The 24205-nt window shown below is 60.5% G+C and carries 25 protein-coding genes; 14 read left to right on the top strand and 11 right to left on the bottom strand.

The genetic code is table 11. The features are described from left to right. The first annotated feature begins 92 nt into the window (after nt 1-92). The gene (locus M1E02_RS04330) at nt 93-1529 is read left to right on the top strand and encodes a TrkH family potassium uptake protein (protein WP_479376929.1); all 1437 of its coding nucleotides are present in this window, start codon (nt 93-95) and stop codon (nt 1527-1529) included. A 40-nt stretch (nt 1530-1569) separates the two neighbouring features. Further along, nucleotides 1570-2208, top strand: coding sequence for a potassium channel family protein (locus M1E02_RS04325; protein ID WP_479378058.1), 639 nt, complete (start codon nt 1570-1572; stop codon nt 2206-2208). Between the two features lie 15 nt (nt 2209-2223). Here M1E02_RS04325 and proC read toward each other — a convergent pair whose 3' ends face one another. After that, the gene (gene proC / locus M1E02_RS04320) at nt 2224-3057 is read right to left on the bottom strand and encodes a pyrroline-5-carboxylate reductase (RefSeq protein WP_479376928.1); all 834 of its coding nucleotides are present in this window, start codon (nt 3055-3057) and stop codon (nt 2224-2226) included. Nucleotides 3058-3390: 333 nt separating this feature from the next. On the opposite strand from proC, the gene M1E02_RS04315 reads away from it, so the two are divergent. Then, nucleotides 3391-4080 carry a hypothetical protein gene (locus tag M1E02_RS04315; RefSeq protein ID WP_479376927.1) on the top strand — a complete coding sequence of 230 codons (690 nt, stop codon included), beginning with the start codon at nt 3391-3393 and terminating at the stop codon, nt 4078-4080. A 265-nt stretch (nt 4081-4345) separates the two neighbouring features. On the opposite strand, the gene M1E02_RS04310 is transcribed toward M1E02_RS04315, so the two are convergent. The 4 genes from M1E02_RS04310 to topA all read right to left on the bottom strand — a co-directional run bounded on the left by M1E02_RS04310 (nt 4346) and on the right by topA (nt 9510). Continuing rightward, on the bottom strand, nt 4346-5179 hold the full coding sequence (locus tag M1E02_RS04310) for a sugar phosphate isomerase/epimerase family protein (protein ID WP_479376926.1): 834 nt from the start codon (nt 5177-5179) through the stop codon (nt 4346-4348). Continuing rightward, complete coding sequence (locus M1E02_RS04305; protein WP_479376925.1) at nt 5180-6208, bottom strand: Ppx/GppA phosphatase family protein; 1029 nt, start codon at nt 6206-6208, stop codon at nt 5180-5182. A 63-nt stretch (nt 6209-6271) separates the two neighbouring features. After that, nucleotides 6272-6718, bottom strand: a complete 447-nt coding sequence (locus tag M1E02_RS04300; protein ID WP_479376924.1) for an SseB family protein — start codon at nt 6716-6718, stop codon at nt 6272-6274. A 65-nt stretch (nt 6719-6783) separates the two neighbouring features. Next, nucleotides 6784-9510 (bottom strand): type I DNA topoisomerase, encoded by a 2727-nt coding sequence (gene topA / locus M1E02_RS04295; protein ID WP_479376923.1) that lies wholly within the window; start codon nt 9508-9510, stop codon nt 6784-6786. 70 nt (nt 9511-9580) lie between these two features. Here topA and M1E02_RS04290 point away from each other — a divergent pair, with 70 nt between their 5' ends. The 7 genes from M1E02_RS04290 to M1E02_RS04260 all read left to right on the top strand — a co-directional run bounded on the left by M1E02_RS04290 (nt 9581) and on the right by M1E02_RS04260 (nt 13831). Then, complete coding sequence (locus M1E02_RS04290) at nt 9581-10270, top strand: type IV secretory system conjugative DNA transfer family protein (RefSeq protein WP_479376922.1); 690 nt, start codon at nt 9581-9583, stop codon at nt 10268-10270. A gap of 4 nt (nt 10271-10274) precedes the next feature. After that, nucleotides 10275-10907, top strand: a complete 633-nt coding sequence (locus tag M1E02_RS04285; RefSeq protein ID WP_479376921.1) for a DUF4913 domain-containing protein — start codon at nt 10275-10277, stop codon at nt 10905-10907. A 133-nt stretch (nt 10908-11040) separates the two neighbouring features. Beyond that, nucleotides 11041-11631 carry a hypothetical protein gene (locus M1E02_RS04280; protein WP_479376920.1) on the top strand — a complete coding sequence of 197 codons (591 nt, stop codon included), beginning with the start codon at nt 11041-11043 and terminating at the stop codon, nt 11629-11631. A gap of 85 nt (nt 11632-11716) precedes the next feature. Then, nucleotides 11717-12133 carry a DUF2690 domain-containing protein gene (locus tag M1E02_RS04275; protein WP_479376919.1) on the top strand — a complete coding sequence of 139 codons (417 nt, stop codon included), beginning with the start codon at nt 11717-11719 and terminating at the stop codon, nt 12131-12133. A gap of 315 nt (nt 12134-12448) precedes the next feature. Next, entirely contained in the window at nt 12449-12715 is a 267-nt protein-coding gene (locus tag M1E02_RS04270; protein WP_479376918.1) for a hypothetical protein, read from the top strand. Then, nucleotides 12715-13440 (top strand): DUF2511 domain-containing protein, encoded by a 726-nt coding sequence (locus tag M1E02_RS04265; protein WP_479378057.1) that lies wholly within the window; start codon nt 12715-12717, stop codon nt 13438-13440. Before M1E02_RS04270 ends, M1E02_RS04265 begins: the two co-directional genes overlap by 1 nt. Before the next feature lie 232 nt (nt 13441-13672). After that, nucleotides 13673-13831, top strand: a complete 159-nt coding sequence (locus M1E02_RS04260; RefSeq protein ID WP_479376917.1) for a hypothetical protein — start codon at nt 13673-13675, stop codon at nt 13829-13831. 9 nt (nt 13832-13840) lie between these two features. Here the strand turns inward: M1E02_RS04260 and M1E02_RS04255 are convergent, their stop codons facing one another. Beyond that, complete coding sequence (locus M1E02_RS04255) at nt 13841-14134, bottom strand: hypothetical protein (protein WP_479376916.1); 294 nt, start codon at nt 14132-14134, stop codon at nt 13841-13843. A gap of 170 nt (nt 14135-14304) precedes the next feature. Between M1E02_RS04255 and M1E02_RS04250 the strand changes: the two genes are divergently transcribed. Together M1E02_RS04250 and M1E02_RS04245 are read left to right on the top strand one after the other, a co-directional pair. Next, the gene (locus M1E02_RS04250) at nt 14305-15891 is read left to right on the top strand and encodes a competence protein CoiA (RefSeq protein WP_479376915.1); all 1587 of its coding nucleotides are present in this window, start codon (nt 14305-14307) and stop codon (nt 15889-15891) included. 25 nt (nt 15892-15916) lie between these two features. Beyond that, nucleotides 15917-16177 (top strand): hypothetical protein, encoded by a 261-nt coding sequence (locus tag M1E02_RS04245; protein WP_479376914.1) that lies wholly within the window; start codon nt 15917-15919, stop codon nt 16175-16177. A 47-nt stretch (nt 16178-16224) separates the two neighbouring features. Here the strand turns inward: M1E02_RS04245 and M1E02_RS04240 are convergent, their stop codons facing one another. Next, entirely contained in the window at nt 16225-16902 is a 678-nt protein-coding gene (locus M1E02_RS04240) for an 8-oxoguanine DNA glycosylase OGG fold protein (RefSeq protein ID WP_479376913.1), read from the bottom strand. A 250-nt stretch (nt 16903-17152) separates the two neighbouring features. Between M1E02_RS04240 and M1E02_RS04235 the strand changes: the two genes are divergently transcribed. Together M1E02_RS04235 and M1E02_RS04230 are read left to right on the top strand one after the other, a co-directional pair. Beyond that, the gene (locus M1E02_RS04235) at nt 17153-18199 is read left to right on the top strand and encodes a PDDEXK nuclease domain-containing protein (protein WP_479376912.1); all 1047 of its coding nucleotides are present in this window, start codon (nt 17153-17155) and stop codon (nt 18197-18199) included. 651 nt (nt 18200-18850) lie between these two features. Further along, nucleotides 18851-20167, top strand: coding sequence for a chymotrypsin family serine protease (locus tag M1E02_RS04230; protein WP_479376911.1), 1317 nt, complete (start codon nt 18851-18853; stop codon nt 20165-20167). Nucleotides 20168-20677: 510 nt separating this feature from the next. Here the strand turns inward: M1E02_RS04230 and M1E02_RS04225 are convergent. The 4 genes from M1E02_RS04225 to M1E02_RS04210 are packed head-to-tail and all read right to left on the bottom strand — an operon-like array spanning nt 20678 to nt 23482. Further along, on the bottom strand, nt 20678-20983 hold the full coding sequence (locus tag M1E02_RS04225) for a hypothetical protein (RefSeq protein WP_479376910.1): 306 nt from the start codon (nt 20981-20983) through the stop codon (nt 20678-20680). Beyond that, entirely contained in the window at nt 20961-21443 is a 483-nt protein-coding gene (locus M1E02_RS04220; RefSeq protein ID WP_479376909.1) for a hypothetical protein, read from the bottom strand. Before M1E02_RS04220 ends, M1E02_RS04225 begins: the two co-directional genes overlap by 23 nt. Nucleotides 21444-21446: 3 nt before the next feature. Further along, nucleotides 21447-23120: a relaxase/mobilization nuclease domain-containing protein gene (locus tag M1E02_RS04215; RefSeq protein ID WP_479376908.1), complete on the bottom strand. Its 1674-nt coding sequence runs from the start codon at nt 23118-23120 to the stop codon at nt 21447-21449. After that, nucleotides 23117-23482 (bottom strand): MobC family plasmid mobilization relaxosome protein, encoded by a 366-nt coding sequence (locus tag M1E02_RS04210; RefSeq protein WP_479376907.1) that lies wholly within the window; start codon nt 23480-23482, stop codon nt 23117-23119. Before M1E02_RS04210 ends, M1E02_RS04215 begins: the two co-directional genes overlap by 4 nt. Nucleotides 23483-24205: the final 723 nt, after the last annotated feature.

The raw sequence follows: 24205 nt of genomic DNA, 5'->3' as shown, positions 1-24205 counted from the left end.
ACCCGAGCGTGGCGGGCAGGCAGCCCCGCATTCGTGCGAAAATAAGTGGTTTACTACTCAAGGAAGCAGTTTCGACCGAGGAAAAGCCACACATGACGCAGATCCAGCCGAGGTCAAAGAGCCCGGCCAGCTGGAAGCAGCCCGAACCACCAGACCGGGAAAGTCTCTGGCTTCTCACCCGCCTCCGTGACTTCATCGACAGCGTTGCCAACACTTCCCCGGCGCGTTTGGCCCTTACAGCCTTCGCATCGGTGGTTCTGGTGTTCACTTTCCTGCTGTCGTTGCCCGCATCATCCGCAACTGGCGACTTCACTCCCTTGCATCAGGCGCTGTTCACCGCAGTTTCAGCAGTCTGCGTCACTGGCCTCACTGTGGTCTCCACTGCAGTTCATTGGTCCTTCTTCGGTCAGCTCGTGATCCTGATCGGCATCTTCGTGGGCGGCCTGGGAACTCTGACCCTCGCTTCCCTCTTGGCCCTTATGGTCAGCAAGAAGCTCGGCGTGCGCGGCAAGCTGATCGCCCAGGAAGCCATGAATAACGCTGGCCGGCTTGGTGAAGTCGGCACCCTGCTGCGGATTGTTATCACCACTTCAGTGGTGATCGAAGGCATCCTTGCCCTCGCGCTGATTCCCCGGTTCCTGACATTGGGCGAGCCCTTCTGGCAGTCCGTCTGGCACGGTATCTTTTACGCGATTTCTGCCTTCAACAACGCCGGCTTCACGCCGCACTCAGACGGAATCGTCCCCTATGAAACCGATCTGTGGATTCTGATACCGCTGATGGTCGGCGTCTTTCTGGGCAGCCTCGGCTTCCCGGTCGTGATGGTGCTCCAGCAGAACGGGCTCAACTGGAAACGGTGGAACCTCCATACGAAGCTCACCATCCAGGTGTCTTTTATCCTCCTGGCGGCGGGGACCGTGCTGTGGGCACTCATGGAGTGGGACAACACGCGAACGATCGGCACCATGAGCGTTATGGACAAGATCACGCACTCTTTGTTTGCCTCTGTGATGACCCGCTCCGGCGGTTTCAACCTTGTGGAGCAGAACCACATGGAATCCACCACCATGCTCCTCACCGATGCCCTGATGTTCGCCGGCGGCGGTTCAGCGTCCACGGCCGGCGGCATCAAAGTCACCACCATTGCCGTCATGTTCCTGGCCATCGTTGCTGAAGCCCGTGGCGACGCCGATGTAAAGGTCTACGGCCGCACCATTCCCCAGGGCACCATGCGGGTAGCTATCTCCGTTATCGTGGCCGGCGCCACCCTCGTCTCGGTTTCCGCCTTCCTGCTGCTCTCCATCAGCGGGGCCTCACTGGACCGGGTGCTCTTCGAAACCATCTCCGCGTTCGCCACCGTCGGCCTCAGCACCGGGCTGAGCGCCGAGCTGCCGCCGTCGGGGGTTTACGTTCTTTCCGCCCTGATGTTTGCCGGACGCGTCGGCACCGTAACCCTCGCCGCCGCCCTGGCGTTGCGCCAGCGCAGCCAGCTGTACCACTACCCCGAAGAAAGGCCGATCATTGGCTAACTCGTCCGGCGCCACCAACCGCCCCGCCCACAATGCACCAGTGCTGGTTGTGGGATTGGGCCGTTTTGGATCAGCAACCGCAGAGCAGCTGGTCAAGCAAGGCAGGGAAGTGCTGGCCATCGAACGTGACCGCACGCTGGTGCAGAAGTGGGCACCGATCCTCACCCACGTTGTGGAAGCCGACGCCACCAATATTGATGCCCTTCGGCAGCTCGGGGCGCAGGAATTCAGCTCCGCCGTGGTTGGCGTGGGAACGTCTATTGAATCTTCGGTGCTGATCACGGTGAACCTGGTGGACCTCGGCATCGAACACCTGTGGGTCAAGGCCATCACGCCTTCGCACGGCAAAATCCTGACCCGGATCGGCGCCAACCACGTCATTTACCCTGAGGCCGACGCCGGTGTCCGGGCAGCCCACCTGGTCTCCGGACGCATGCTGGACTTCATTGAGTTCGACGACGATTTCGCCATCGTGAAGATGTACCCGCCGCGCGAGACTGTCGGTTTCACACTGGACGAATCAAAGGTCAGGTCCAAGTACGGCGTGACCATAGTGGGCGTGAAATCTCCGGGCGAGGACTTCACTTATGCCCGGCCGGAGACGAAGGTTTCAGCCAGGGACATGCTCATTGTGTCCGGGCATGTGGATCTCCTGGAGCGGTTCGCGGCCCGGCCCTGACAGCGGCTCCGCCGTTTACGCGAGTTGCTTGGTGATTTCTGCCGACCGGTCGGCAGCGGCGCGGGCACCGTCGGCGATGATCGAGGGCAGGCCGCGCTCGTCAAAGGTGGCAATGGCACGCTCTGTAGTTCCGTTCGGGCTGGTGACTGCCTTGCGGAGCTGGGTGGGGTCAGCCCCGGGCTCGGCCAGCATAAAGCCTGCGCCCGCAACCGTCTCCTTCGCCAGCAGGAGCGACAGTTCCGGGTCCAGGCCGAGCCTCACTCCGGCAGCGGCCATCGCCTCCGCAAGGTAAAAGGCGTAGGCGGGGCCGGAACCGCTAATGGCTGCCAGCGCATCCACTTGCTCTTCCGGAACCTCAACTACTGTGCCGGCGCCCCGGAGGATGTCTTTAGCAAGCTGCAGCTGCTCCGGGGAACAGTTTGTGCCCGGCGACAGCGAAACCACTCCCCTGCCCAGCTTGGCGGGTGTGTTCGGCATCGTCCGGATGACCGGCTGGCCCGCAGGGAGGGCCGCCTCCAGCTGAGCGATGGACACGGCGGCTGCAACACTGATGACAATGGTGGAGGGCGAAATGGACGCGCTGATCTCCCGCGCCAGGTCGGCGATGCCGAGGGGCTTCACGCCCAGGATCACGACGGCGGAACCTCGCGCTGCGTCCTTGTTGTTGTCAGGCTCTTCCTCACCGGCGATCGCGGTGATGCCATGGTGGCGTTCGGCGAGCTCAGCCGCACGCTCGCCACGACGGACGGTGGCGACAATATCGGCAGGATCCGTTCCAGCTTCCAGGAGTCCGGTCAGGATGGCCTCGTTCATGGATCCACAGCCAAGGAAGGCGATTCGGTTGCTCATGGCTCCATCATTGCAGTTCGACGGGATGGGTGCAGGAGATTACTCTGCCGTTACCCGGTGCCAGCAGGATGAAAACGAAAACACAAAGCTGCATTCCCAGCTCATTCCCACGTTGGGCGCAGGCTCTACACAAAGTGGGCCCCTAACGTAGTAACTACCTCATTGAGGGTGCGAGTGATGCAGCAAGCATGGGGATGCTTGCCTTGGCACCGGTGACACTGCAGCGGGTTTCCCCCCATTTTCCTGCAGCAGGTCACCGGTGCTTTCGCGTTTAAGGCAAGACAGTTTTTTGGGGGCGGTACGAGTCGCGATGAGCCCGGTCCATAATGAGGCATGAGAGTGACAGGAATCCTCCCTGAGGATGCACCCGACCCCCGCCTGGAGCAGGCTGAGCGGCTGAAACTGATGCCTATCCCGGTGGTGGGGCTGGTTCCCCAGCCCTCGCTCGAGGATACAGATGCCGTTGGCCTGGGATACGTCCAAGACGACCGTGGATACAGTGAAATGACAGCGAGTGTCAGCTACACAATCTGGCGGAACCCGGCTGACCGGTCAGACCCCCTAAACCTCGCGGCCCTCGATGAGCAGACCCGGAGGGCTTTAGAGGATGTCCCTCCTTGGCCGCGACCTGCGTGGCTGGTCCAGCAGGTGGAACGAATGCGATACCCCCAACTCTGGGAGGCTGTCAGAACTACTTGGCACCGTGACTCGTCCGAGCGGGCCTCGGTCGGCAGCCTGCTTACAGACCACGTCAACTACATCCTCATGAACCAGTACCGGCAGGAACTCGGGCTGAGCGACAAGCCATGGGAGCAACCCGGCCCGGCAGTGACGGACCTGCTGGTCAACGGCCAGGTCAGTGTCAACATCGATGGTGTCGGAGTGCCGGCTGCGGAGATCGATACGGCCCCGTTCGTATACGGCATTGGTGCAGAACTGCCAGGCGGCGGGGTCGTGACAGCGGTCCTTCCACGCGCCGAGCTCCAGCGGATCCAGGTCCAGTTTGCCGCCCGGCGCAGGTAAGCCGGAATTCCCAGCCTACTCACAGGGAAAACTCGCAGAACGCCCAAAAAAGGCGACTAGCTTTATAAATGCCTGAAAAGGTGCGAGTGATGAGTCGATTCCCCCCGGATCGACGAACGCGCCGGGTGGTTGTAGAAGCGTTCCCCCAACTTCTTCTGCGAAACCACCCGGCGCTTCTCTCATTAAATGGAGTTGTAGAAGCGTTCCCCCAACTTCTTCTGCGAAACCACCCGGCGCTTCTCTCGTTAACGGAGCAGAGGGACCTTTACGACTGGTGCTCGGAAGCTTCTACCAGCGGAAGGCTTAAGTGTTGGCGGGCAAACCGGAGGGTTTGCTGAAGTCGTTGCTGGCGTTCACTCGCGCTCCGAGCCCTGCGCGTGGAGATTTCCGCCACCACCACGCCATCGAAGCCACTGGCAGCAAGATACTGCAACGCCTCAGCACAGCGCTGGTTACCCGTACCCGGAACCAGATGCTCGTCCCTCCTGGAACCCGATCCGTCCGAGAGATGGATGTGACGGAGCCTATGGCCGAGGCCCTTGATGACATCCAGGCTGTTTGAACCTGCTGTGGAGGCATGCGAGAAATCCCAAGTGACGTCGTCGTAATCCTGGTCCCGAGGGTCCCAATGGGGCGCATAGGCGGCTGCCTCCCGGCCCCGCACTCGCCACGGAAACATGTTTTCCACGGCAATCCGGACCTGGTACATTTCCGCGAGTTCCCGGATTCCGGCAGCAAATTTTGCGGCGTACGTTCCTTGCCAGCGGAAGGGCGGATGGACTACCACCGTATCGCAGCCAACTTCCCGGGCCATTCGGCAGGACATCTCGATCTTGTTCCAGGCAGTGCCCCACACCTGTTGAGTCAAGAGCAGTGTCGGTGCGTGGATGGACACGATCGGCTTCCGGTAACGGTGGCTGAGCTCCAGGAGCGCATGGGCGTTCTGGCTGGTGGAGTTGTTGGTAACCATCACCTCCACGCCGTCGTACCCCACCTCCTGGGCAGCAGCGAAAGCCTCATGAACGTTCAATGGATAGACGGAAGCACTGGACAGGGCCACGGGAATTGCAACATCTTTCCCCGGCGATAGCTCTTCCATCTAGCCCGCGACCTGGTGGGTTGCGGGCACCGTGGAGGCGGCCATCGAAGCGGACAATGCCTGCCTGGCTTCCACATGCGGGGCGGGCTCGAGGGGTCCGTCCAAAACCAACTGATCCAAGCGGCGAAGGATGAGCCCTTCTCGCAAAGCCCAGGGGCAGATTTCCATGCTGGGAAACTCGAACAGCTCCAGTGCAGCTTCCGCCACGAGTGCCCCGGCAAGCAACTGCGGCGCCCGGGCCTCCGACACCCCGGGCAGGTGCAAGCGGTCCTCGGCTTTCATGGCCGAGATGCGCTGGGCCCACAATCCGAGATCAGCCGAGAAAAGTTCACGCTTGACGTAGGGCCCGGCGCCGCTGGGTGCTGCCCCGGCAATCCGTGCCAGGGATCGGAAGGTCTTGGAAGTACCGGCCACCAGGTTGGCCCTGCCGAGGGCTTCGAAGCTCCTCACCGCTGGCTTCAGCGTGGAACGGATGTAGCGGCGCAGTTCTTTAACACTCTTGGCGGTGGGGGGATCCTCGTGCAGCCAGTCACGGGTAAGGCGGCTCGCGCCCAGAGGGACGGATAAAGCCAGCTCAGGGAGCTCGTCATGCCCGATGGCCATTTCGAAGGAGCCGCCCCCGATGTCCAGGTCCAGGATTGGGCCGGCTCCCCATCCGTACCAGCGGCGCACGGCGAAGAAAGTCATTGACGCTTCTTCACTGCCGGTGAGTTCCTGCAGCGTCACTGTGGTTTCATGCTTCACACGGGCCAGGACTTCGGCGCCATTGGTGGCCTCGCGCATGGCGGAAGTACAAAAAGCCAGCAGGTCTTCGGCCTTGTGCTTGGCAGCGAATTCCCAGGCCTCCAGAACGAACTCGATCAGCTCATGCTGTCCGTCCTCGTTGATGTTGCCCTCCCCATCGAGGAACTGCACCAAGGACAGGGGCCGCTTGTGAGAGGCAAAAGGTACCGGCCGGGCGCCCGCATGGGCATCAACCAGGAGTAAATGGACAGTGTTGGAACCGATGTCGAGGACGCCAAGACGCATTCTGCCATTATCGCCGGAGATCAGGCGGCACACCCAACTGCGTCCATTCGGAGTCTTAGGCGGTTACTCCTCCGCCGTCTGGTCCGCCGCCCCCTGCTCGTCCTCACGCTTGAAGTCGCGGCGGATGTTGGCCACACCTTCCGGGCCGATTTCGAAGCCGAAAGCACTGCCGGGGTTGATCACCATTCCCAGCTCGTCGCCAAGATTGCCGATGATCGCGGCGCCCTGGGTGCCGAGGATGTTTGGTGCTGCGGCAAGATACTGCTCGTTTACCCTGGTGGGGTGCGAGAAGACAGCAAGAACAGGCTGGTTTTCCGAGTTGGCGAGCACCAGCGGCTCGACCTGAGAATCGGGGCCCTCGACGGTGTCTGAGCTGATGATGTAGACCTCGTTGTTCAGGAACGACAGGATGACGTCCACGGGGTTTGCATCAGGCTGGTCCCCCTTTGCGAGCTTCTCCTCGAGGTCGTTCAGCGGCCGGGTATCCATGGGATCTGGCTGTTCAGTCATGTCTCTACTCGATCATGTTGAGCTGTGACGCGCAAACGGAGTTCTGCCCGGACGAGCTCGCAGGGTTACTTTTTCGCTGCTGTCTTCCGGGCCGGAGCCTTCCGTGCGGTAGAGGTGCGCTTCACGGGTCCCTTGGCACGCTTTTCGGCAAGGAGTTCGACGGCGCGTTCCCGCGTGAGCTCCTCCAGCGCAGTAGTCCTCGGAACGGTGATGTTGGTGACGCCGTCGGTGATGTATGGCCCGAAGCGGCCTTCCTTCACCACGATGTTCTTCTCGGACACCGGGTCCGGCCCGAATTCGGCCAGCGGCGGAACGGCTGCGCGTGCCCCGCGCTGCTTCGGCTGGGAGTAGATCTCCAAGGCCTGTTCCAGCGTGATAGTGAAGATTTCCTCTTCGGAGCCGATGGAGCGCGAGTCCGTTCCCTTTTTCAGGTAAGGACCAAAGCGGCCGTTCTGCACCGTGATGACGTTCCCCTCGGCGTCTTCCCCAAGTACTCGCGGCAGGCTCATGAGCTGGAGTGCCTCGTCCAGAGTGATGGTGTCAACGCTCATGGAGCTGAACAGTGAGCCTGTGCGCGGCTTGGCCTTCACAGGCTTCTTCGGCGGCTTCGGCTTCCCGTTCTTGTAGTACTCAACGGGCTGGTTGGCCAGCTGCTCATCTGTCATCTCTGGAATGATCTCGGTGACATAGGCGCCGTAGCGGCCGTTCTTGGCGACGACGGTGTGTCCGGTGTGCGGGTCAGCGCCCAGCACGCGTTCTTCCGGCGCTGCCGTCTCCATCAGCTCAACAGCTTTGGAGGCAGTGAGCTCATCGGGGGCGAGGTCCTCGGGAACGTTGGCGCGGGCAGATTCAACCACTTCGCCGGTCTTCGGATCCACAGTGGGAATGGAGCTTTCCAGGTAGGGGCCGAACTTGCCCACGCGCAGGGTGATGCCCTCGGCTATGGGAACCGAGTTGATCTCCCTGGCATCGATTTCGCCGAGGTTGTTCACGATGCTCAGCAGCCCGGGATCGGAGTCTTCACCGTAGTAGAAGTGCTTCAGCCAGGCGGCACCCACCGCCTGTCCGTTGGCGATCTTATCCAGGTCCCCTTCCATGTCAGCCGTGAACTCGTAGTCCACATAGTCCGTGAAATGCTGCTCGAGCAGCCGGATGACCGAGAAGGCGATCCAACTGGGTACCAGGGCCGAGCCCTGTTTCCGGACGTATCCCCGGTCCTGGATGGTGGAAATGGTGGAGGCGTAGGTGGACGGGCGTCCGATGCCCTTCTTTTCCAGTTCCGCGGTCAGGGACGCTTCCGTGTAGCGCGGCGGAGGCGAAGTCTCATGGCCGACGGCGACGAGGTCTTTGGCGGTGAGGGAATCATCCTTGGCCACGTTCGGCAACCGGCGTGCTTCGTCGGATTCGTCGTCCCCGCGGCTCTCGTCCTTGCCTTCTTCGTAGGCGGCGAGGAAGCCGGGGAAGGTGATGACGGTTCCGGATGCGGAGAATTCTGCGTCCCGGCCATCTGATGCCACAGCGCCGAGGCGGATTGTTGCAGTTGAGCCCTTGGCGTCGGCCATCTGCGAAGCGACGGTCCGCTTCCAGATCAGCTCATAGAGGCGGAACTCGTCACCGGACAACTGCTTGGCAACCTGGGCGGGCGTACGGAAGGAGTCACCGGCCGGCCTGATGGCCTCGTGGGCTTCCTGGGCGTTTGCTGCCTTGCCGCTGTAGACGCGGGGGGACTGCGGAATGTATTCCGGGCCGTAGAGCTCTGAAGCCTGACGGCGGGCAGCAGTCACGGCCTCGTTGCTCAGCGCGGAGGAATCCGTACGCATATAAGTGATGTAGCCGTTTTCATACAGGCGCTGGGCTACCTGCATGGTGCTCTTGGAGGAGAACCGCAACTTTCGTCCGGCTTCCTGCTGCAGCGTTGAAGTGGTGAACGGCGCAGCAGGACGGCGGGTGTACGGCTTGGTGTCAACGGACCTGACCCGGAAGTCGGCATCCTGCAGCGCTGCCGCCAAGGACGTAGCGAGTTCCTCGTTGAGGTGCGCCGCATTCCGGGAGGTGAGTTCGCCGTCGTCGTTGAAATCACGTCCACTGGCTACCTTCGCCCCGTCGACGGACGCCAGCTTTGCCTTAAAGGAACCTGTGCCTGCACCGAACTGGCCAGTCAGGTCCCAGTAGGAGGCGGCCTTGAACGCCATACGTTCGCGTTCACGGTCCACCACCATGCGGGTGACCACGGACTGCACGCGGCCGGCGGACAAGCCTCGGGCCACTTTGCGCCATAGCACTGGGGAAATCTCATAGCCGTACAGACGGTCAAGAACGCGGCGGGTTTCCTGGGCGTCGACCAGAGCGGTGTCTACGTCGCGCAGGTTGTCCATGGCGCGGTGGATGGCTTCCTTGGTGATTTCTCCAAAGGTCATCCGGTAGACCGGCACCTTGGGTTTGAGCACTTCCAGGAGGTGCCAGGCAATGGCCTCACCCTCCCGGTCCCCATCGGTTGCGAGATAGAGGGCGTCGGCGTCCTTGAGCTGGGCCTTGAGTTCGGCCACCTTTTTCTTCTTGTCCGGGGACACCACGTAATACGGCTTGAAGCCATTTTCGATGTCGACGGCGAACTTGCCCACGGACGTCTTCTTGAGTTCCGCGGGGAGCTCTGACGGCTGAGGCAGGTCGCGGATGTGACCGATGGAGGCCTCTACGATGAAGCCCTCGCCGAGGTACTTGGCGATGGTCTTGCTCTTGGCAGGAGACTCCACAATGACGAGTTTCTTGCCGGTTTTGGCCTTGCTTGGCACGGTGCTCCTACAGAAAAAGATTGCTCGGGCAGATGAGCCCATATTTGCCTAGTTCACCATATTTTCCGGAATGATGCGCATTCATGTGGAAAACGCACGGCAAAAAGAGCTGGCGCAGAAGGCCTTATTCTTCTCAGCAGGCTTCCATTCAGGAGCTTCCACCACCGCTTCCATCGCTCTGGTGGTCATCGTTGGGGCGCTGCTCGTGCTGGCGGTGAAAGTGGCCGGCAAGCTCGGTACTGCCCACACCTGGGTTGATGTTGCGGCCAGCCACATGGCTACTGCGAGGCACATGAAGTCCGTCCTGAAAGACGGCGCAGCTGCTACCGCGAAGAGGCTCGGCGTCACTGAGGGAATCGGCACCTGCCTCGGCGTCCTGGTTGCTGGTGGCAAGCACGCTTACGCCAGCTTTGAAGACATGATGCTGACTATTGCAGGGCCCCGTACCGGTAAAACCACATCGTGGGTCGTCCCGCAGATTGTGGAAGCACGTGGCAGTCTCATCACGACCTCCAATAAGCGTGACGTCGTGGATGCCACCAGAGGCGTCCGGGACAAGGTTGGCCAGGTCTGGATCTTCGATCCCCAGGGCATTTGCGAGCAGGCACCGGACTGGTGGTGGAACCCTCTTACCTACGTCACGAATGAGGTCAGGGCAGCGAACCTGGCCGGTCATTTTGCCGCCGGGAGCCGTGAGGCGGGCGCCAAGACCGATGCCTTCTTCGATGGGTCCGGTAAGGACCTGCTGGCGGGATTCTGACGGAGTGGTTGACCTCGCTACCGGTGAACTAAAGGCGACCGATGCGAAAGGGCCCGCCCTGCAGGGCGATGCCATCAAGGACGCCCTAGCCGCCGTTGACCTGACGGAATATATTGGAGCGGCCGTCAAGCGAGCTGTGGCGGCCGCGGTCAATACCGCTGTCGTTGCTGCCCTCGAAGCCGCTATGGATGAGGACGCGCTAGCCGGCCTAAAAGAACAGGCAGAAGCGGCAGTACAGGCCGAGCTCCACCCGGAGCCCGCTTCTGTGGAAGAGGATGTTCAGGAGGAACAGCCCCAGCTGCTGTATCCGACCGTGGAAGCCTGGGTCGCTGACTGGTTGTCCCCTGGCTTCCGCAGGTCCACCGCTGCATTGAACAGCACCCACAGGTGGTGCAGTGACTGGTGGAAGCATGGGGAGGCTGTCTCGCGTCTCGATGCTCTGTGGCGGGCATGGGAGCACTTGAGACTCGACCCGGCCACAGGACTAAGCGTCTGGTACCGGGACCACTGCTCCCACCACATGGCCGTCCTCATGGACCCCGAGGGTCCATTCGCCAACTGCAAAGAAGGGCACAAGCCAGAGACCGCACCGCTTCCGGTCTCTCCCGCCCCGCCAGGCCTCTTCACATCGCATTAGGGACTTGTCTCAGCACGACGTCGAAGAGTGATCGGCATTCAGCGCTTTATCTACGCATGTTTGGGAGGGTCAGGGCACTTGCCCCGGCCCTCCTTAATGTTTGCGTCAATTATCCAGAAGACAGGAATACAAATTGTTCGCAACGATAGCCTCAGCCATCCGCTTCAGCTGGGATGCGCCCTACAGGATTATGGCTTCGCTGCTGACCATCGGCTGCGCATGCGTCCTCTTCAGCTGGGTGCCGGCTTCCAGCCCTCTCGATGCCATCGGCTACATCGGCACTTATCTTGGCATGGGGCAGGCCGATGATGTGACGGGTGCTGTGTCTCAGTGGCTGACCACTCGGAAAGACGTCGTTCAGCCGGTCGCCTCCTTCGTGCTCATGGCTGGCCTGGCCTTCAATGTTGGTGACGGTTCCGGTCGTTCGTCCGTCCCCGGTCCTTGGAGGGGAGCCCCGACGGCGCTCATCGCACTCTCTGTTGTTTGGGAAGTGGATCCAGGGACGATACCGGGTTATCTGGTCACAGGGCTGATAGCAGGCGTGAGCGCCTGGATCGTCTCTCAGCTCATCTCTGCAACTCGGGTGAGTATCAGGTGGTGGCTTGGGTCCACGCTGGTGAACCTGTCGGGCTCGGCACTCTATGTGGCGGGGTTGCCGATTTGGTTGGTCGCCCGCAGTTCCGGGCCGAAACCGAATGAGCCCGAAGGCTCGACGGATAGCTGAAGCAATTTGAAACATCTCCGATAGCGTGGCCCCAATGATCGTCGCGTGACGACATTGAAGACCAACCACACTTGGGGGAACATCTATGAAGATTTCGCGAAAGATTCTTGCTGCCAGCGCTGCCCTTGCATTCATGGGCGGGACATTGTTCACGGCCCAACCTGCGTTTGCAGTTAGTTGCTACGGCGATTATTGTTCCGGGCAAGATCCGCAAAGTACGGGCTGCTCCGCAGATGCCTACACAGTTCACACCGCTTCCGTGTATGGAACAAACGGCGCAAGTACGGTTGAGATCCGTTGGTCGCCAACCTGCAAAACGAACTGGGCGCGCGTTAACTGGGTCACCACGAACGTAAAAGCCGTCCAACAAACCGGATACACCCAGGGCTACAGCTCAAACAATGGGACAACCGCGTGGTCGAAAATGATCTACTCGCCGACGTTGTGCGTCAAGGCTGTCACTTGGGGAAATTGGGGCACCACGGAAACAGCTTGCGTTTGAGCAGGGTACGCCGAGTGGCGTCTCTCTCGATTCGTGGCCCTCGACGACTCGACGGAGCTCCGGATGAAGATCAGCGGAGTCTATGAGAAGGTCGCTGCAGACAACTCACTAGGACTCCAACGTCGGCTAGGGGAGTCGCAGTAAAGCGAAGCCCGAAGGGCCTCTGGGCGCTTCGGGCTTCCTTGTGCTGCGGGTGGTTTTACTGGTGAGCTTCCTCAGGGCCGGCCGCTAAACGGTTCGTCAAGGAGGATCCCGACCAGCGACCCACCGGGCCGATATGCTCGACTTCACTCAAGAACCAACAACGGGGGAAACATGTCTGGAAGCCCTATCTACGGAATCGGCTACTACCAGGGGCACCAAGACGGTCATCAAGAGGGCCACGATGAAGGTCTCGGGCTAGGTGCCGGTCTCGGCGCCGTCGGTGTCATCGCCGTCGCGGGAACCATTTATGCCGTGAAGATCGGCATCCACAAGCTCAAAGTCGTTGCGGCCGCCAGGCATGAGAAGAAGTTGCTGGCGATGCAACAGCTGGAGACTTCCCCAGTGAATGACGAAATCGACGGAGATGTGAAGCCGTGATGACTTCCCGGTACACAGCGCCGGCCTGCATCACTTTTGCCGGGCTGCTTCTCGCTGGCTGCGCAGCGCCAGCGTCCCCGACAGCCGTGGAGACTTCAGCACCGTCGACGTCGACGGTGTCCACATCAGCAGCTCCGGTCAGCACGCTGACTGATGCGCAGCGTGTGACCAAGGCGGAGGCTGCAGTCCAGGCAGTACTTCCCAATGCGCCCATCTGGAAAGGCATGACCTTCAAAGGAGTCGTCGTCGACGGCTCCGAGATCTGCGTTGACCGCACCTCGGCCCCAGGAGGAGGCCCGGAAAAGCTCGGCGGGAACGCCGGCTACGTCGTGGTCAGCTTTCCTGCGGTCGCCCTGGGTAAACCGCAGGACGGAACCTGCGCGGAATATGCACCAGCTGAAGCAAAAGCACCCACCAAGGTCGACGTGCCGGCCGCGGTGACCAAAGATCCAGGTCTTCTCATCAGCACCGATTTCGGGGATAAATGGCCGCTGACGGTTCCTTATGTCGTGGCCCACTGTGAGGGCATCACGGTGGCCGGGCGGCATCATCAGGTAGCCACCGTCGATGCTCCGGATGGCAAGACCTACGCAGCCAATGGCACAGCTAAGGATCACGGCAACTATCCCGACATAGATCCGATCTGGGCACCGCATCCCAGTGTTTCCGGTCTGAAAATCGACATAAGCCCAGTCATTGAAGCCGCTCTTGCACTTTGCGATTGACACTCGTCGAGCAAGGAAAGAAGGACAAATCCCTGGCTCAATGGACGAGTTGCTCCAGCCATGGAGATGAGCTCCAAGGAAGCCGCCGCGTACCTGAGCGGACCGGTCGGGTACGCGGTAAGCGCGGAGTTTCTGCGCAGCCTGAGGTACGTCGGCCCGGGTCCGCTCGTTGAGAAGCGAGGCGCAAGACTGGTCTATCGAAAGGCGACCCTGGATGCGTTTCTGTTGGAGCATGGCGCTGATCCCGTCGCTTGCGGGGATCTGGCGGGAACTAGCTGCAGAGATCCGTGATGTGTCAGCGGCTACCGGTGTGGGCGGCTTCGAACCGTTGATTGAGACGCTGGAGAAGCGTGACCCGGAAGACTGGGACCCGGAGCAGGCGGAAAAGTAGAGGTCGGCCTCAGGCCTGCAGGGATTCGTCGCAGGCTTTGCAAGCCTTGCGCTCCCCCACCGCGTTCTCTTCAATGACCAGCAGCCTCTTGGGGTTCTCGTCCCAGACGTTGCCCACGGAGTTGCACCAGGCCGGGTGGTAGACCTTTCCCGAGCTGACCACGTAGACCTGGCCTGGACCGACCTTGGGTGATCCATCGCTGCGGCGTGCAGCTGGTTCTACCGGGTGCAGCTCCCCCAGCTCTTTGGACTCCTGCTTGGACTTGGCTGCTGCCTTCCAGCTACGGCGCTGCCGGACCGCCATCAGAGCTTACCGCCGTCGAAGATCTGGGAGACACCGGCTGAGCCGAATTGGGAATCATCCAAGGCAGAAAGGTCCATGGGAGAAAGTTACACCAGCCGCTCCGGAGGCTTTCAAACTCCTCCCACTCTGATCTGGCACCACGAGGGCCCCGATTTATCGGAAGTAGCCGAATGGGTTGTTACGGGTGCACCATTCTGTCGGTGCCTGTGGCTAGTGTGAGTCAAATGCCCGCGGGCAGTAAGGGGGAACCAATGCCGCTGGTGGCGTTTCTCGACGGGGAACGAATCGAATCCTACTTAGCCACAGATGAGCACTGGGATCTGATGAAGAGCGAGTACAAGAGCCGGTCTTTGCTCATGCGGTGCGGGGTGCCTGGAATCCCACGCACGTCCAGGCGTGGCCTCAAGCACTTTGCGCACAAGGCCGGCGTTCAGTGCGGTCTCATCGATTGTTGGAACGAGTCCCCCCAACACAGGGCGCTCAAAACTCTGATCGCACAGGCGGCCAGAGATGCCGGCTGGCAGGTGAGTATCGAGTGGAGCGCAGAAGGTCGGGGGTGGGTCGCTGATGTCCTTGCAGAGAGCATTGGCAGGCGCCTGGCGTTGGAGGTCCAGTGGTCACGCCAGGACGCCGGGGAGTTTAGGCGCAGACAGGAGCGCTATGCCGCTGACGGCGTTGAATGCTTCTGGTACGTCCACCGGCGAAACAGGGACGAGGCCAGGCGCTCCGGTGTTCCCCACGTCGTGTTCGAGGGTGACGATGCTCCGTTTGATGTCCTTGCCGAGAAGGCGTTCCACCAAGCGGCACCCGTGGGTCTTCACGCACACGTCACCGCTCTCCTGCTGGGGCTGTACCTTGACCGGATCCAGGCGCGGATAACCTCGGTGACGATTCAGCATCTGGGTGAGGCGTGTTGGGCCTGTAAACGGCCATCCACAATCTGGAGGATAAGCGCTGCTTCCATCCAGTCCCGCTGCCAGGAGACAACTGATGCCACCCGGACAGAGTTTCCTTTATGGCCAACCGAGCGCATCGAGACTCTGGTTGCCGGTGACGTCGCAGCGGTTCTGGGCAAGGGCAGTATTCCGCTGTTGGCTCCCCTGCGGATGCACCACTCGAAGAAGGCAGAGAAGACCTCCCTGGCTTACGGCTGTGCTCATTGCAGGGTCGGCTTTTTCGGCGACGGCTTCCTGGAGATGGAGACTCGTTGGAAATCCGTGACCATACCGGCAACAGCCCGTATTCCCCTTGCTGCTGGAATTCTCACCCAGGTCCATCTGTGCGCGGACAAGGGCTTCGGACCATGCAGCCAGGACCCGTCAGAGAGCCAGCAGCCGGCGTTTGACGGGTACATTCCCGGCCAACATCAGCGCCGCCAGCTGACGCGCGCAGACGCAGTAGATGTTGCGCTGGTGGGCACGGAGATCTCGGCAAGAGACGCTGTGGCCGTAATGACCGGACACCGGTATCCGGACCACGGGGACCCCTCGTCCAGTTCCTGGTCCTCGGCCCGAAAGAAGGAAAAGCCGCAACCAGCGGGGACCACCTCCTGCGATTGGTGTGGCAACCAACCGCATCCTGAATACGAATGCACTTGGCGCCGGCTCAGAGCGAAAGCAAATGTAATCCCTGGCTCGCGGCATTACTCCGATGGCATTTACGAGAGCATCTCCAAGGGAAGGACTCTTGAAAATGCGGGCACAGCGATGATGAAGCGGCTGCTTGATCGGTGCGTCCCGATTCCGCGCGGGAAATGAAGCGCGGGCGGGGTAGCTTGAGGACATGAGCAACGAAGCTGAACCAATCAGCATGACGGTCTACCCGAAACCGGACGGTACTTGGTGGGTGCGGATTACTGATGACCAGGGCAATGTAGAGGACAAGGGGCCAACTTCTTGGAAGGGTGAAGGTACCTTCTATAGTCACGGGCTGAATTCCGTGGTTTCTTGGCTACCAAAGGGCTACGCCTATCAGGCGTGGCAAGAGACTGGAGACGGGACGTACATAGCCGTCCTGCACCGGAAGGCTTCCTGGTTCGGCTAGAGAGGCGACGAGGTATTTCCCCCCGGGAGCTCAAGCTCCCACCGCGCTCAGTCCCGCCTGAAGATCAGCTGTTCGACTTGCTCGGGTTCAATGCCGAGGCCTTCTGCCCATTCGGCCATGCATTCGGTGTATCGGCCGTAACTAGCGGCGCTGTACCATGTGAGCCAGAGGGGGGCGATCTCCTCGCAGTGCTTCCGGAACCATCCCGCGACGACGCTGTCCATGACTGGCGTGGTAGCCACCTGGTCTGACGCCTTGGTAGCGAAGCTGATGAACTTCGTGGCAAAGGCCGGACCCCACCAAACAAAGAACTTCCTGTCGCGTTGTCGTTGGCTCACAATGTGCTCAAACGCGGCGTTCCCACCGTCTTCCATTGCGATTTGGGCAAGCCTGCGCAGCTCACCGGAGAAGTCTTTGCCGTTCTCAATGTCCGTGTTGAGCCTGATGACCCTAGCGGCGCGGTACGGGCCGAAACCAGTCCCTGCATAACCCCAGAGGTAGCTGGCGATGTAAGCGTCCAGAGCCGAGTCCGAATCATGGATGAGCTTGAATGATTCCAGGACGCCTCCGCGGTCTATGGGGTTCGGAAGTGTTTCGAGAATGCTGCGGCTGCCAAGGTACTTTTGCCAGTTGCCCTTCTTCCACCCAAAAGGCATCTGCGCTGGACGCCCCTCCGCGTCCCATCTCTGGAATCTGCTTTGCAGGTCATCGGGCGCAGCTGGCATGGTCTATCTCCCCCAGGTAGATGGTCCACTCACCTTCGCATATGCCGCCTGGGCTTCGGGTTAGGTAAAGTCCGTCGACATTCACTACCGCGGTGAAGACCCGCGCAACGCGAGCAAGGATCAACAGGTGGAGGTCAGCAAACGGCCGGCTCACGACGGTTGGTTAGTGTGTGGCCGTTCAGCCCAAATAGTCCCGATGGTGTCTGGACAATTGGAATGGAACGTCAGAGCCTCCAACTAGGGTGGACTCATGCCCCAGCTCGAACCTGAACTTCCGGGAGATTACTCCGCCGCGCTCGTGACTTTGAAGAGCCTCGTGCGGGAGGCTCAGCACCGGGCGCAGCGCGTCGTAAATACCGCCATGATCGATCTCTACTGGAACATCGGCCGGACCATCCTGGACCGCCAGGTGAACCAGCTGTGGGGGAGCAAAGTACTCGACCGGCTCGCCCAGGATTTACGGGCTGAGTTCCCGCACATGAAGGGATTCTCCCGAACCAACGTGTACAACATGCGGGCGTTGGCTGCGGCATGGAACGGCCCGGAACCAATTGTCCAGACACCGTCTGGACAATTGAGTTGGAGCCATAATGTGGCACTTCTGAACAAGCTGGACGACCACGAGCTGCGCCGATGGTACGCATCACGAGCCGTCCAACATGGTTGGTCTGTGGCTGTGTTAGAGCACCAGATCCGTACCAGCCTTCACGCCCGCGCCGGCTCCGCACCTAACAACCTTGAGGCGCGGCTTCCGGGCGAAGGTACTGACCTTGCCAGGGCGGTCGCCAAGGATCCGCTCGTACTGGATTTTCTGGGTCTGACGGAGGAAGCCCAGGAACTTGCCATGGAAGAGGCTATGACTCTGCGCATGGCCCAAACGTTGGCCGAGTTCGGACCCGGCTTCGCATTCGTCGGCCGCCAATACCATCTCGACGTCGATGGAGACGACTTCTTCATCGACTTGTTGCTCTATCACGTACCGTCTGACAGGTACGTGGTTGTGGAACTGAAGGCCGGCAAATTTAGGCCCGAGCACCTGGGGCAGCTGAATTTCTACGTCACGGCAGTCAACGACATGCTCCGGCTGCCCAGGCAGGCCCCGACCGTCGGCATCCTGGTTTGTGGGTCAAGGAATGAACGCACTGTGCGGTACGCCTTGGACGGTTCCACTCAGCCCCTCACCGTGACGTCCTACACGTACGAGGCGCTTCCGGCCGATGAACAGGCAGTATTGCCGTCGCCGGAGGCAATAACCACCGCTCTCGAACGCGACCCAGCTGGTCCTCCCGACGCATGAAAGTCGATCTGGCGTGAGCTCTCAGATGAGGCAGTTCGGTGACATCCAGGTCGAGCCGCCCGTCAGCTGCCTTGTTAATCCATACAGTGCCGGATTCGGTTTTGCGGGAACGCGCGGGAGTTGATGATGCGGCTGTCGAGCCTCGAGACGAAGACTGTGGGCAGATGGGGCTTCGCCGCTATTCCGGCCGGCGCCCGCAACGAGTTTGGTTCGGTTCTCCCACCTATGAGCTTGGGATTCCCGGAGGCCCCATCAATCGCTGAAAATCGGAGTACACCGAGGAAAAATGCGATGAACTAAGTGCCGTTGACTAATCGCGTCGGCCGCGAAAAATCGCTTTCTTCTCAGACGTTTCGATGCCGCTCACCGTGGATATCGCGCCAATGCGCTCGGCGAGTTTGGAGCCGACCAAATTAGCTGGTTCCCTTGCTCCTTGCGGCTTTTTCCCAAAAATCCGACGACTGAGCGGCGCTGCCGACTGGCGTGCGCCTTTTGTATCACCAAGCTATCTTTGCTTTAACACAGATAACAATATTGTCATAGTCAATAAGCGCCTAGGCGTAATAAAAGAAAAGCTTTGACTATTTCTTCATCCACAAAGAAACTTCTCTCGGGATGCTCCCCTTCGTATCCAATCAATGAGGTATGGGGATGAAGCGAAAAAAAACATTGTCAGCAATCAGTATCGGTCTGATGCTCATAACCGGTATGAGCGCCGCTCAAGCGAGCACGAGCACGAGCACAGACGGTACAGCCAAAGCGGCCGAGCATTTACAAAAAGATGGCTCAATCCGTGCCTTTAAGGCTGAAATTCCCCTCGGAAGCCGGAACCCAGGCACTACTCTTCCTCAGACTCACGCGTCCCGCGTAACTCAGGATGGGCACCGTGGGATCGGGATAGCAAAAAAAGCCATGGGAAAGACCTTCAACTCAGCTGAACTCGATGATGCAACAGGCGAAATCATTGTCCACGTCAACGTCCCACCCAACGAGACGGTCAAGGCGCACGTAAGCCAAGGCATGGGCGCCACGAAATGGCGTATCGCCAAAGACCCGTTCTCCCGGGCCGACATCGAGAATGAATCATGGGAGCTAGCAAGTAACAAAAAGAAGATAAACGGCCGTACGATCTTCAGCGCCGGACCCAACGCCGACTCCAGCGCAATCCAAGTTACCGTAGAAGGGGCTGCCCACCAGGCGAAAGAACGCCATGCCGCCGGCACAATTTCAAAGTACCCGGTGGAAGTCACCTTCAATCAAGCGCCAATGGCATCAAGCCGCAGCTCTGATCCAGTCGCCCCTCATTGGGGTGGTGCAGACATGAGCAGGCCCGGGGATCCCGGGTACAGCATCCATTGCAGTACAGGATTCGGCATCGGCTATATGTCAGGATCAACACTGGTGACGGAACATCTTACCGCCGACCACTGCGGCCCTACCGGGTCCCAGTGGAGGACCGGGAGTACAGGTCTCCCAATTCTCGGCACCATGCAGAATACGGCTGCCGTAGGAACAGACAGCAAGAGAATGACGGGAGCCCAGTGGGGGCCGGTTGTCTACGGCGGTTCGGTCGAATCGAACACCGGAATCGGGATAAAGGGCGCAGTAACCCCAATCCTGAATGACATGTACTGCTACTCCGGCTCGCAGTCAGGAATTGTGTGCGGTAACAAGGTTACAAGCCTCAATCAAACCGTCTGCTACGGCATCGGTGGCCCGTGCTATCGCAACCATGTTTACACGGATCAGGTCGACAACATCCCCGCGAGTGGTCAGGGTGATTCGGGTGGACCAGTACTTGCCAATAGAAACGGCTCAGCCTACGCAGCAGGGGTCGTAAGTGGAATGTGGGGCTGGAGCGACCAATGTACTGGTTACGGCGAGCGGTTATGCAGCGTCCACAACATCTTGGCCCCTATCGAGGGATTTTTCCAAGACAACCCAAACTATGGGATCTTGACCTACTGAAGAAACAATTAAGTAGGCATTACCGATGAAATGGCCCAAATTCCTGCTGCAACGAAAGCAATAACAACAGCAAGAATCGCCCAGCCAAATAGTCGACTCCCTAGCGTCCTCATGCACAGAAGTATACCCTGGCCGTACTCTAGCGTTCCTGGTACAGCCTATGTGCAGCAGAACTGGCAAATGACGGCGGACTGTGTGTCCTTCAGGCGTCGTGCACCTTTCAATTTGAAGGCTCCGTCCGGCTTTCGGACGGAGCCTTCATTTGTAAACCTTCCAGCCTCTACTTCAATGACAAGTAGCCAATTGATCGGGGTAGCAGGGCGACCGCTCCCCCACTGCCCACACCTTTCGAATTCAGGTTATGGAGGACGTAGGCCCAGTCTCGCTTGCAGCAGCGTCGCAAGGGTCCCGACGATTATCCTTCCGAGATCGGTCCATGGATAGCAAAACCATACACGTAGGGCCCGCTCCCGCTATGTGGTAGGGGGCCCTACGAGCTCTGATAACGCGCTAACGCGATCGTCCAACTTCCCTTTGTCGGGATGTTTTCACTCCTGAAGCCTTGCGTGCCTTCGGCGCCGATGACGGTCCATGTGCCACGGCATCGGCAGGTGAGCGGCCCTGGCCGCGGTCAGCGTGTAGCTGGGCAGCTACAGCCTCGTTATCCGCCACGTTCTCCAGGTTTGCTGCGCGGGCTCTACGGGAGTCGGCCGAGTCCCAGTCCTTATCGCTTTCGTCGAGCTGTCGCCCGCCTGTGCGTTCCGACTGCTCGCGCTGTGCGCCGGTCTCGCGCTCAGCTGCGGCGAGCTCGCCCAATCCCTGTCCCTTTAGTGCCCGTGCTTTTTGGGTATCGAGTTCCTGGCAGCCTTTCTTCCTTGGCCTCCTGCTCGGCGATTGTGCCTGCTGGGGTCAGGGCGTCAACGTCAATGCCGTAACGGGTCCTGGCCTCCTGCCGGATCCGCTCGGCGGCAGTCCGGGCCACTTCGTCGTCGTCCTTCCAGGCCACGGCGACGGCGTAGTTTTCTGCGATTGCCTCAGGTGTTGCCTTATCCCACCACTTCGGCTGCTCGGTGAGGCGCAACCGTGCGCGTGCTGCCGCCCGTTCGGCTTCGTAGCGCGCTTCAAGTTCACGGGCCTGCTGCTGCTCAGCGGCAGCACGATCCCGCAAACGCTGTTCCCGCTGCCGTGCCAGTTGTTCACCTACGCGGCTCGCGACGGTGATCGCGGACCTCAGTGACTGATCAAAAGCGTCGTCTACGCCATCTGCGATATCCATTGGTTAGTTCCTCTCGACTTCAGTGCTGCGCTTGACGTGCTGGGGCTGATGGGCCGGCGCCTCGATCTTCGCCGGCAGTACCGGAGGCAGCGGGCTGGGCGGTCCAGCGGACTTCGCAACGTGTTCCAGTGCGGCCCTGGCCTCTGCTGGGAGGCTGGCCACCTGCTGCTGCTGTGCTTCTGTCTTGGCTTGTTCGTTGTAGACCCTGTAGACCTTCACCAGCCGGTCCGAGACCGCGCTGCGGGTTGCCGTAGCGAGGCGAAGGTCCCCGGCGGCCGAGTGCATGTCGCGCATTGCCTCACCAAGGTTTTTGAGCTGGCGCAAGACAGCCACGGTGGCCACTACATCGTTCGGTGAAGCGGCGAGTAGTGCCGTTGCCATTCCTCGTGCGGAGACACCAACAGAGCGTCGGGCCTGGACGGGGTTGTTCCTCACCTGTGCTGTGCGTGCCAGGGCATCCGAGGTGGCGGCCATGTCCGCTGCCAGCGGTTGAGGGAGTCGGCGGGACCACGCAGCGGTTACTCCAGCGTGGTCGCGGGCTATCTGCGCCCAGGCCGATGTGTTGCTGTGGGTCAGTGCACGCATATCGGACGCAAGCTTTTCCAGGGACTCAGAGTAGCGCTGCAGCGTCAGGCTGTCCTGTGCTTTCCTGCCCCTGTCTCGTGCCACAGGCCGGCGGCCACGTGAAGCAGCACTCCATTCGGCGGCCGCCGAATCAGCAGCGCCGATGCTGTCCGGCCATCCGGACCTCAGCACGGGTAGCGTCAGGTCTTTCCCGAGGTGGCCCCCGCCGTACCAGATCGGCCGTTCGCCGTGAAGGGGTTTGGTGGCCGCGGAGAACCCGGTCACGACGTCTGTTGTTCCGTCTGCGAAGCGAGGGCGGACGAGCAGGTCGTTCTGTCGCATGAGGCGCACGAACTCTGCTTCGTTAATTGCAGCGACAGAGCATGCCCGCACGGCCCGGGCCAGCTCAAAGCGCGGCTGGTCCTGGGTCATCTCAGCGGCCGCCAGCCGTTTGCGTTCCGCGGCTCCCAGTGCCTTCCATTCGACCTTCTCGGTGCCCTTTGCTACGGCGGCCGAATGCTTGGCAGCGGCCCTCCGGCGGGCAACGGAAATCTGTTCTGCGGGGTGGTAGCCAACAGAGGTGTGGGTTGAGCTCAGTTCACGCCAGCCGTATCGCTGCTCGATGGCGCGGGCTGCTTTCTGGCTTGCCGCGTAGTCACCACGAAGGAACCATTTGGTGCCGTCCTCGCGTACGCGGGAGGCCACGATGTGGATGTGATCATTGCCGTTGATGCTCTGACCGTGGTGCACTGCCAGCCAGGAGCACGGAGCTTTTCCACTGGCCTCGGTGAAGCCCATGTCGTCCATGAACTCCTGCGCAATGCTCGCCCACTCCTGGTCCGTTCGGATGCCCTCGGCGGCTTCAAAGCTGAGGGAGCAATGCCACACGTTCCAGTCATCGGCTGCGACGTCCAGGACGCGCCGCGCCCGGTCCAACTCCGTTGCCAATGCGGATGCACTGTCGTAGTTCAACTCGGCGTCGTCGTACCACGCCATCGTCGGACCGCTTCCGGCCACAAGATGCGGATGGGTGTGCTCATTGCGCTTACCCGGGCCGACCAGGTACCCCATCAGCCCACGCATGTCGGAGCCCTTGGTGATGTTTGGAATCACTTGGCATACCTGTCCACAACGCTGGCAATGGTGGCGCCCAGGGCGCGGACTTCGCTGATCATTGCGGCGAACTCGGCGGGCACTTCCGAGGCGGTGTTGGCATGCCTGGCAATCTGGTTGGCGTTGTTCGCAACACCTGCCAAGAGACGGCGAATCTCCATCAGGGCGACGATCTGGTCCTTGCCCACCGTCACGGTAGGACGGGATCCGGCAAGGGCCGACTCAACGAGCAACCTCTGGATGGTCACCCTGCCCTCGGTGGCCAGCACTTCAAGACGGGCATTCTCTTCAAGGGAGACGGACACGTCGTAGGTAATGGGGGCAGGGACGCGGCTCTGTTGGTGGGCGCAGTAGAAGACCAAGCGACCGAGATGCGGTGATCCGACCCTAGCCTCCAGTCAGGCCTCGCCTTCGATATCTCGTGGTTTCGTTGTGGAAGGCGAAGTGAACCATCCACGGCCGTACGTTGCTCACAATGACCCGCGCAAGAAGCGGAGAAAGAAGCGTCATCCAGAGGCTTCCATCGATTGCGGTCCAGGCGGCGACGTAAATCCCATCCGAAAGTTCACCAGCACGAAGGATCGGAACAAGCACCGCAAGCGTTAGAACGTATGTCCCGGCCGGTAGAAGCCCCCATAGTGGCCACCGCCGCCAGGCTGCCACAACGCTGCGTGAGTCTGGGAGCGCCGTAACCAGAACGGTGCATGCGACCAAACACGCTGCGATGACCCAAGCAGGATCCGTCCAGTACTGCAAAAAGACCGCCTTGTGGTAGTCGAAAGATTGTCGACCACCGAGCGATGTCAGAGCGGCTGCCCACGCGCCTGAGAACAAATACGTCAGTGCGCCGGTTATCGCAGCGAACACAACCACCGGCGCTAGGCGTCTACTCATATTTCAATTCCTAGTACGTTCCTGTGTAGCCCGCCATCGACGCCTTTCGCAAACCATAGACACAAGGCAAAGCGGACTCGAGAGATCGCGACGGTAGACGACCGCCTCAGTGTACGTCACAGACGTTGCGTCACTGGTCGTGGACACAATGATGACCTCGTGGTTAGGCATCTGCCGGTGTTCTCCGGACA

Source organism: Arthrobacter sp. Z5-13 (assembly GCF_056499105.1).
Note: the sequence above shows the minus strand (reverse complement) of the source record. Positions and strands in the feature narration are given on the sequence as shown.